This is a genomic window from Acidovorax sp., assembly GCF_046341535.1.
Lineage (GTDB): Bacteria > Pseudomonadota > Gammaproteobacteria > Burkholderiales > Burkholderiaceae_C > Acidovorax.
The window spans coordinates 24,129-33,006 of the sequence record NZ_JBKDRI010000031.1; the positions used below are offsets into that span (position 1 = coordinate 24,129).

The following is an 8,878-nucleotide window of genomic DNA, read 5'->3' on the forward strand; positions in this document are numbered from 1 at the left end:
CAGGCCCCATTTCATTTCTGGGTACAGTATCTGCTTGACTGGAGAAAACATGAGCGCATTGGAAACACAAGGCCTGGGCATGATCCCCATGGTCATCGAACAGTCGGGCCGTGGCGAGCGGTCTTACGACATCTATTCGCGCCTGCTCAAGGAGCGCGTGATTTTTCTCGTTGGTCCGGTCAACGACCAGACCGCCAACCTGGTGGTGGCGCAGCTGCTGTTTTTGGAGAGCGAAAACCCTGACAAGGACATATCGTTCTACATCAACTCGCCGGGCGGCTCGGTCAGTGCCGGCATGGCGATTTTTGACACGATGAACTTCATCAAGCCCGATGTGTCGACCCTGTGCATCGGCATGGCGGCCAGCATGGGCGCTTTCCTGCTTGCGGCCGGTGCCAAGGGCAAGCGCTTTGCCCTGCCCAACTCGAAGGTCATGATCCATCAACCGCTGGGCGGCATGCAGGGCCAGGCCACGGAGATCGAGATCCACGCACGCGAAATCTTGAAGACACGCGAGCAACTCAACAAAATCCTGGCCGAGCGTACCGGGCAGCCGCTGGACAAGATCCAGCGCGACACCGAGCGCGACTACTTCCTGTCGGCCGACGAAGCCAAGGAATATGGTCTGGTCGATCAGGTGATCAACAAGCGATCCTGACAGCCACTCGGCTGGAACAGCGGCGCCTTCCCCCAGGAGGGCGCCGTTTTTATTTGGTTATCATCTGTTCAACCTACCGCAACAAGCAAGGCATTGCCCCCATGGCCGAGAAAAAAGGCTCTTCCAGCGAAAAAACCCTCTACTGTTCTTTCTGCGGCAAAAGCCAGCATGAAGTGAAGAAGCTGATCGCCGGTCCTTCGGTCTTCATCTGCGACGAGTGCATCGACCTGTGCAACGAAATCATCCGCGACGAGCTTCCTGCCGGGGAAGTTGCTCGTGGCGCGCGCAGTGACCTGCCCACACCGCTCGAGATCAAGGCCAACCTGGATCATTACGTCATCGGGCAAGACGTCGCCAAGCGCACGCTGGCCGTGGCGGTGTACAACCACTACAAGCGCCTGAGGCACAAGGACAAGGCGCACAAAGATGATGTCGAGCTTTCCAAAAGCAACATCCTGCTGATCGGCCCCACGGGTTCGGGCAAGACGCTGCTGGCCCAGACCCTGGCGCGCATGCTGGATGTGCCTTTTGTCATGGCGGATGCGACCACCCTGACGGAAGCCGGCTACGTGGGGGAAGACGTCGAGAACATCGTCCAAAAGCTGCTGCAAAGCTGCAATTACGATGTTGAGCGTGCCCAGCGCGGTATTGTCTACATCGATGAAATCGACAAGATCTCCCGCAAGTCCGATAACCCCAGCATCACGCGCGACGTGTCAGGCGAAGGCGTGCAGCAGGCACTGCTCAAGCTGATCGAAGGCACCATGGCGAGTGTGCCCCCGCAGGGTGGCCGCAAGCATCCCAACCAGGATTTCCTGCAGATCGACACGACCAACATCCTGTTCATCTGTGGTGGCGCTTTCGCAGGGCTGGAGAAGGTGATCGAAAACCGCACCGAAGCGTCGGGCATCGGCTTTGGCGCATCGGTCAAGAGCAAGAAGCAGCGCTCACTGACCGAGTTGTTCACCGAGATCGAGCCTGAAGACCTGATCAAGTTTGGCCTCATTCCCGAACTGGTGGGCCGTATGCCTGTGGTGACGGCCCTGGCCGAGCTGAGCGAAGACGCCCTGGTGCAAATCCTGACGGAGCCAAAGAACGCGCTGGTCAAGCAATACAGCAAGCTGCTGGCGATGGAGGGCGTGGACCTGGAGATCCGTCCCGCCGCCCTCAAGGCCATTGCCCGCAAGGCGCTGGCCCGCAAAACAGGCGCCCGTGGCCTGCGGTCCATCGTGGAGCAGTCGCTGATTGGAACGATGTTCGACCTGCCCAACACCAGCAACGTCGAGAAGGTGGTGGTCGATGAGTCCACTATTGAAGAAAACAAGCCGCCGCTGCTCGTGTACCGCGAAGCGGCCAAAAAGGCCTGACATGCCTGAGCCGAGGCGCACCGTTGTCTGCCCTCGTGTTAACCCGCCATGGCTGCACGCGAGGGTTGAAAATCCCTCCATGAGGACCATATCCCCCAAAGTACTTTGAGGATTTCCATGTCCGGACATACCCCCCTGCCAGCCACCCCGATCGATCTGCCACTGTTGCCGTTGCGCGATGTGGTGGTGTTCCCCCACATGGTGATTCCGCTGTTTGTCGGGCGCCCCAAGAGCATCAAGGCGCTGGAGCTGGCCATGGAGTCCGACCGGCGCATCATGCTGGTTGCACAAAAGGCGGCCGCCAAAGACGAGCCATCGGTGTCGGACATGTTCGACGTCGGTTGCGTCTCGACCATCCTGCAGATGCTCAAGCTGCCTGACGGTACCGTGAAAGTGCTGGTGGAAGGCCAGCAGCGTGCGGGTGTGACGTCCATCGAGGATGCGCAAACACATTTCACCGCCACCGTGACGCCCATCGAGGCTCAGCCTGAAGCCAGCAAGCCCAGCGAAATCGAAGCGCTGCGCCGTGCGGTGATGCAGCAGTTTGACCAGTACGTCAAGCTCAACAAGAAGATTCCTCCGGAGATTCTCACGTCGATCGCCAGCATCGACGATCCGGGCCGGCTTGCGGACACGATTGCCGCCCATCTCCCGCTCAAGCTGGAGAACAAGCAGGCAGTGCTCGATCTGTCTGACGTGAAGTCGCGTCTTGAAAATCTCTTCGAGCAACTGGATCGGGAGGTCGACATCCTGAATGTCGACAAGAAGATCCGCGGCCGCGTCAAGCGTCAGATGGAGAAAAACCAGCGCGACTTCTACCTTAACGAGCAGGTCAAGGCGATACAAAAGGAACTCGGTGAAGGCGACGAAGGCGCCGACATTGAAGAAATCGAAAAGAAGATCAAGCTCGCCAAGATGCCTGCCGAGGCTCGCAAAAAGGCCGAAGGAGAACTCAAGAAACTCAAGCTCATGTCGCCCATGTCGGCAGAAGCGACGGTCGTGCGCAACTATATCGATGTACTGACCGCGCTGCCCTGGAGCAAGAAGACCAAGATCAAGCACGATCTGGTCAATGCCGAAGGCGTGCTCAACGAAGACCACTACGGTCTGGACAAGGTCAAGGATCGCATCCTTGAATACCTTGCGGTGCAGCAGCGGGTGGACAAGGTCAAGGCACCTATCCTTTGTCTGGTCGGCCCCCCGGGCGTCGGCAAGACATCGCTGGGTCAGTCGATTGCCAAGGCGACGGGCCGCAAGTACGTGCGGATGGCATTGGGCGGGATGCGTGACGAGGCAGAAATCCGCGGGCACCGCCGCACCTATATCGGTGCGTTGCCCGGCAAAGTGCTGCAGAGCCTGTCCAAGGTGGGAACGCGCAATCCGCTGTTCCTGTTGGACGAAATCGACAAGCTGGGCACGGACTTTCGTGGTGATCCGTCGAGCGCGCTGCTGGAGGTGCTAGATCCCGAGCAAAACCATACCTTCGGTGATCACTATGTTGAAGTGGATTTCGATCTGAGCGACGTGATGTTCGTGGCCACCTCCAACTCGATGAACATCCCGCCGGCACTGCTCGACCGCATGGAGGTGATCCGTCTGTCCGGCTACACCGAGGACGAGAAGACCAGCATTGCGATGAAATACCTGCTGCCCAAGCAGCTCAAGAACAATGGCGTGAAGGATGAGGAGCTGCTTGTCACCGAGCCTGCCGTTCGCGACATGGTGCGCTACTACACCCGTGAGGCGGGCGTGCGCTCGCTCGAGCGCGAAATCTCCAAGATTTGCCGCAAGGTGGTCAAAGGCCTGCAACTCAAGAAGCTCACCCCTCAGGTCGTGGTCACCGCAGACAACCTGCCGGAGTTTCTGGGGGTGCGCAAATACACCTACGGTCGGGCAGAGCTTCAAAACCAGGTGGGTCAGGTGGTCGGTTTGGCGTGGACGGAGGTGGGTGGTGATCTCCTGACCATTGAGGCTGCAACGATGCCAGGCAAGGGCGTCATCACCCGCACGGGCTCGCTTGGTGATGTGATGAAGGAATCGGTGGAGGCGGCCCGCACCGTGGTTCGCAGCCGCTCGCGCATCCTCGGGATTCGTGACGACATATTTGAAAAGCGTGATATCCACATCCACGTCCCGGACGGCGCTACACCCAAAGATGGACCCAGCGCGGGCGCGGCGATGACCACAGCTTTTGTATCCGCACTGACCGGTATTCCGGTTCGGGGCGATGTGGCGATGACCGGCGAGATCACGCTGCGAGGCGAAGTGACGGCCATTGGCGGCTTGAAGGAAAAGCTGTTGGCCGCTCTGCGCGGCGGCATCAAGACCGTGTTGATCCCCGAGGAAAACGTGAAAGACCTGCAGGAGATTCCCGACAACGTCAAAAGCGGGCTGGAGATCGTTCCGGTGCGCTGGATCGACAAGGTTTTGGAGGTGGCACTGGAGCGCAAACCCGTTCCGCTGACGGACGAAGAGGTCGCCAGCGTTGCCGCAGCCCTGGCGGACAAGACAGCGTCCGGCACGTCTGCGGCCACGGCCGCAGATGGGCTGAAACATTGAAGCAGTTTTTTGGAGCGGCCTAAAAATGCGCTACAATTCAAGCCATCAAGCCGAACGTTGTACAATGTGAGGCTTCGGTAAATGCGGGAATAGCTCAGTTGGTAGAGCGCAACCTTGCCAAGGTTGAGGTCGAGAGTTCGAGACTCTTTTCCCGCTCCAATTTCCAGAAAAAGGGAAGCGCCAGCTTCCCTTTTTTGTCAGCCGAGATTGAATATCTGGCGCGGTAGCAAAGCGGTTATGCCCCGGATTGCAAATCCGGTTAGTCCGGTTCGACTCCGGACCGCGCCTCCAGATTGTTGTTCAAGAAGCGGTTCATGGCTGCTGCATGATGATCAGCAATCAGGTCAGCCCGTAAAAATTTGAGGGTGCCAGCCCCGGACACGGTTTGAACTGGAATACAATGCAAGGCTTGGCTGATCGCGTGGATTGTGAAATCTGCGTCATAGCAAATGCGGGAATAGCTCAGTTGGTAGAGCGCAACCTTGCCAAGGTTGAGGTCGAGAGTTCGAGACTCTTTTCCCGCTCCATATTCGCAAGGGAGGCTTCGGCTTCCCTTTTTCATTTCGGCCAAGGATGTGTGCATTGAGCCACTCCCTGAAAGCGCGCACCAGTGGGCATTGCACGCGTGCGCTGCCCGGGTTACGCTGCAACGCAGTCGCGCGCTCAGCGGCCGAGGCCCCGATGGTGAAATTGGTAGACACTGCGGACTTAAAATCCGCCGCTTTCCTGAAAAGGGGCGTGCCGGTTCGACCCCGGCTCGGGGCACCACTACGAATCAATCATGTCAAGTTACAACGCACCCTTTGAAATTCACGTCCATGGACAAGTGCAACTGCGCGCAGACGTGGGCTTCGAGCAGATCCAGGATGCATTGAAGCCGCTGTGGAAGTATGCGGGGGCGCGGTCACTGACCGACGGCGCGGCAAGTGCCTACGAGGAAGAGCCCGGCATCAAGTTCGATCCCCACGAGCACGTGCTTCAGATGTGCTGGACCGTGCGCGGCGACGATGATTTCCGCCAGTGTCTCGACGAAATGTGCATGAGCCTCAATGAACTGTCCGAGCAGGGCGCCGCCATCGAGGTGACGTTCTATGACACCGACTTTGACGAAGAGGAAGAGGAAGGCAGCGCGGAGTCACGCGATGACTTCATCATGCTGTTTGTCGGCCCGACGCCCGCTGACATCATGCAGGTACAGCGCGACCTTCTGGTGCAGGATGTCGTCAACATGATGGAGCGCCATTTTGATGGCGCCGAGCTCGGGGGGGTTGTGTCCGAGATCGACAAGCTCTTCAGTCAGCGCTTCGACGCGCTGGTCAATTCCCTCGAGATCGGAAAACCACCGCGCGGCCCTGGCGGCTCTTCAGGTGGGCATGGCGGTGGCAGCGGGCGCAGGCCGCGCCATCTTCACTGATCGGCCGGGGCGGTGGTGCACGCGTCGTCTGCGCTTTGCGTTGGCGCATAGGCGTTGGTGGTCCCTTGGCTCAAGGGATCTGCACGCTCTCGCAGGAGTGCGCGGGCAGATCAAGCCAGCGCTTCGCGGCAGACTGGAGCGATTCCACCGGCCCCGTGGTCAGCAGCTTGATGGGCAGAGCAGCGGGCATTTCTGGCGAGGTGCCCGTGTCAAATCCGGTTGGCTGCGGGGTTGTGGATGTGCCAGCTGCGCTGGCGTCATCGCTGGCGGCTCGTTCGGGATGGTTCAACAGCCGCGCGGCCTCCAGCAACCGCTGGGTCTGCCGGGCCACGGGCTCGCCGGTCTCGATCAGGCGCACTTCGGGCCCGGTGACCGCGCGCAGTTCTTTCGCTGCGAAGATGTAGTGTGTACAACCAAGCACCAGGGTGTCGATCTGACCCGGATCGCGTCCAAACGGCCCCATGGCGGCGAGGTAACGACGACACAGTTCACCCGTTTCTGAGGCCTGCACCGCCGCATCGGCTGGCACAACAGGCTGTGCGGCGCTGCGCTCGATGGCATGCGCCAGGCCGTCGCATGGCTGCACATGGAAATGCGCCTGATCGGCCACCGAGGCCAACAGCCTGCTGAATTTGGCACTGGTGAGCGTGCCCCGTGTTCCGATGACGCCGATATGTCCGGTGCGGGTCGCTGCCAGAGCCGGCTTGATGGCGGGTTCCAGGCCCACCAGGGGCAAATCCGGTCGGCTGCTGCGAACCTCGTGAATCGCAGCCGCGGTGGCTGTGTTGCACGCCACCACCAGGGCCTTGATGTCGTACCGCGCACTCAGGTAATCGACGATGGCATGAGAGCGCGCGCTGACATACGCATCCCCGCGCTCACCGTAGGGTGCATGTGCGCTGTCTGCCAGGTACACAAAACGTTCGTGCGGCAGGGCTTTGAGCAGAGCCTGCAGCACGCTCAAGCCGCCTACGCCGCTGTCAAACACACCGATTGGGGAGGAGGTCAGCGGCATGGTGGATTGATCGGGGGAGCTACCAGCGCCCGGTTGTGGGGGAGTCCGGTGGCGGGGCGGTCGCGTGCAGTCGCTCAGTCAGCGGGCCGATGCCGCGCCGATGCCCCTGACATCACGCAGCGGCCACGCCGATGCCCTTGAACTCGCCGGTGGCAATCCGCTTTTGCCATTCGGCTGGGCCGGTGATGTGGGCGCTGGTACCACCTGAATCCACGGCCACGGTCACAGGCATGTCGACCACGTCGAACTCGTAAATGGCTTCCATGCCCAGATCTTCAAAGCCGACGACCTTGGCGGTCTTGATGGCCTTGCTCACCAGGTAGGCAGCGCCGCCAACGGCCATCAGGTAGGCGCTCTTGTGATTCTTGATGGACTCAATGGCCACCGGGCCGCGCTCGGCCTTGCCGATCATGGCAATCAGGCCGGTTTGCTCCAGCATCATGTCGGTGAACTTGTCCATGCGGGTGGCCGTGGTCGGGCCGGCGGGGCCCACGGCCTCGCCCTTGACGGGGTCCACGGGGCCGACGTAGTAGATGACGCGGTTGGTGAAGTCCACGGGAAGCTTCTCGCCCTTGGCCAGCATGTCCTGGATACGCTTGTGCGCGGCATCGCGGCCGGTGAGCATTTTTCCGTTGAGCAACAGGGTATCGCCAGGTTTCCAACTGGCCACTTCAGCCTTGGTGAGCGTGGCCAGGTTGACCTTCTTGCTCTTGATGTAGTCAGGCGTCCAGTTCACGTTGGGCCACAGGTCCAGGCTCGGCGGTGTGAGGTGCACCGGGCCCGAGCCGTCGAGCACAAAGTGCGCATGGCGCGTCGCAGCGCAGTTGGGGATCATGGCCACCGGCTTGCTGGCTGCATGCGTCGGATACATCTTGATCTTGACGTCCAGCACGGTGGTCAGGCCGCCCAGGCCCTGCGCGCCGATGCCCAGGGCGTTCACCTTTTCATACAGTTCCAGGCGCAATGCTTCGACCTTTTCGAGCGGCGCACCCGATGCGGCCTTGGCCTGCAGTTCGTACATGTTCAGGTCGTCCATCAGACTTTCTTTGGCCATGAGCACGGCCTTTTCTGCCGTGCCGCCAATGCCGATGCCCAGCATGCCCGGCGGGCACCAGCCTGCGCCCATGGTGGGCACAGTCTTGAGCACCCAGTCCACCACGCTGTCGCTGGGGTTGAGCATGACCATCTTGGACTTGTTTTCCGAACCACCGCCTTTGGCCGCGACGGTGATATCCACCGTGTTGCCTGGCACGATCTCGGTGAAGATCACCGCCGGGGTGTTGTCTTTGGTGTTTTTGCGGTCGAACTGCGGGTCGGCCACCACGCTGGCGCGCAGCGTGTTGTCAGGATGGTTGTAGCCGCGTCGCACGCCCTCGTTGATGGCGTCGTCCAGGCTGCCCGTGAAGCCCTCCCAGCGCACGTCCATGCCGACCTTGAGGAACACATTGACGATGCCCGTGTCCTGGCAAATGGGGCGCTGGCCGATGGCGCTCATTTTGCTGTTGGTCAGAATCTGCGCGATCGCATCCTTGGCCGCCGGGCTCTGCTCACGCTCGTAGGCGCGCGCCAGGTGGGCGATGTAGTCGGTAGGGTGGTAGTAGCTGATGTATTGCAGCGCAGCAGCAATGGATTCGATCAGGTCGGCCTGGCGGATGAAGGTTGTCATGGCGTGTGGTGGCGTGTGCGTCGGTGCGGTCGGGCCTGCCTGCGGTAGCGGTGCTCGGCAGCGGCTAGGAGCCTGTCGGACTTGGAGCGTCGAAAGCGAAAATCGGCGAGAGCGAGGACAGTTTTTGCCGAATTTGCAGCCCCATAGCCGAGCTATGGGGCAAAAAGGCGGTTAAAAATGGACCGCTGCGGTCGATTTG

At 60.5% G+C, this 8,878-nt stretch carries 6 protein-coding genes and 4 tRNA genes; 8 read left to right on the forward strand and 2 right to left on the reverse strand.

From position 1 onward, the window contains the following. Positions 1 to 49 precede the first annotated feature (49 nt). The 8 genes from clpP to ACK543_RS01990 all read left to right on the forward strand — a co-directional run bounded on the left by clpP (position 50) and on the right by ACK543_RS01990 (position 5,998). A complete protein-coding gene (gene clpP / locus ACK543_RS01955) occupies positions 50 to 658 on the forward strand; it encodes an ATP-dependent Clp endopeptidase proteolytic subunit ClpP (RefSeq protein ID WP_409941195.1) in 609 nt (202 codons plus the stop codon). Between the two features lie 101 nt (positions 659 to 759). Continuing rightward, positions 760 to 2,025, forward strand: coding sequence for an ATP-dependent Clp protease ATP-binding subunit ClpX (gene clpX, locus ACK543_RS01960; protein ID WP_409941196.1), 1,266 nt, complete (start codon positions 760 to 762; stop codon positions 2,023 to 2,025). 117 nt (positions 2,026 to 2,142) lie between these two features. Then, positions 2,143 to 4,584, forward strand: a complete 2,442-nt coding sequence (lon, locus tag ACK543_RS01965) for an endopeptidase La (protein ID WP_409941197.1) — start codon at positions 2,143 to 2,145, stop codon at positions 4,582 to 4,584. A gap of 83 nt (positions 4,585 to 4,667) precedes the next feature. Beyond that, positions 4,668 to 4,743, forward strand: a tRNA-Gly gene (locus ACK543_RS01970). A 58-nt stretch (positions 4,744 to 4,801) separates the two neighbouring features. Further along, positions 4,802 to 4,875, forward strand: a tRNA-Cys gene (locus ACK543_RS01975). A gap of 160 nt (positions 4,876 to 5,035) precedes the next feature. Beyond that, positions 5,036 to 5,111, forward strand: a tRNA-Gly gene (locus tag ACK543_RS01980). 148 nt (positions 5,112 to 5,259) lie between these two features. After that, a tRNA-Leu gene (locus ACK543_RS01985) sits at positions 5,260 to 5,352 on the forward strand. A gap of 13 nt (positions 5,353 to 5,365) precedes the next feature. Continuing rightward, positions 5,366 to 5,998: a DUF6806 family protein gene (locus tag ACK543_RS01990; protein WP_409941198.1), complete on the forward strand. Its 633-nt coding sequence runs from the start codon at positions 5,366 to 5,368 to the stop codon at positions 5,996 to 5,998. Between the two features lie 70 nt (positions 5,999 to 6,068). Here the strand turns inward: ACK543_RS01990 and murI are convergent, their stop codons facing one another. Both murI and ACK543_RS02000 read right to left on the reverse strand, forming a co-directional pair. Beyond that, positions 6,069 to 7,013 carry a glutamate racemase gene (murI, locus tag ACK543_RS01995; protein ID WP_409941199.1) on the reverse strand — a complete coding sequence of 315 codons (945 nt, stop codon included), beginning with the start codon at positions 7,011 to 7,013 and terminating at the stop codon, positions 6,069 to 6,071. Positions 7,014 to 7,125: 112 nt separating this feature from the next. Further along, positions 7,126 to 8,679, reverse strand: a complete 1,554-nt coding sequence (locus ACK543_RS02000) for a fumarate hydratase (protein ID WP_409941200.1) — start codon at positions 8,677 to 8,679, stop codon at positions 7,126 to 7,128. Positions 8,680 to 8,878: the final 199 nt, after the last annotated feature.

Excerpts from the sequence above, each read along its gene's own strand:
- clpP (WP_409941195.1), top strand. The coding sequence starts at position 50 with ATGAGCGCATTGGAAACACAAGGCCTGGGCATGATCCCCATGGTCATC.
- clpX (WP_409941196.1), top strand. The coding sequence starts at position 760 with ATGGCCGAGAAAAAAGGCTCTTCCAGCGAAAAAACCCTCTACTGTTCT.
- lon (WP_409941197.1), top strand. The coding sequence starts at position 2,143 with ATGTCCGGACATACCCCCCTGCCAGCCACCCCGATCGATCTGCCACTG.
- ACK543_RS01990 (WP_409941198.1), top strand. The coding sequence starts at position 5,366 with ATGTCAAGTTACAACGCACCCTTTGAAATTCACGTCCATGGACAAGTG.
- murI (WP_409941199.1), bottom strand. The coding sequence starts at position 7,013 with ATGCCGCTGACCTCCTCCCCAATCGGTGTGTTTGACAGCGGCGTAGGC.
- ACK543_RS02000 (WP_409941200.1), bottom strand. The coding sequence starts at position 8,679 with ATGACAACCTTCATCCGCCAGGCCGACCTGATCGAATCCATTGCTGCT.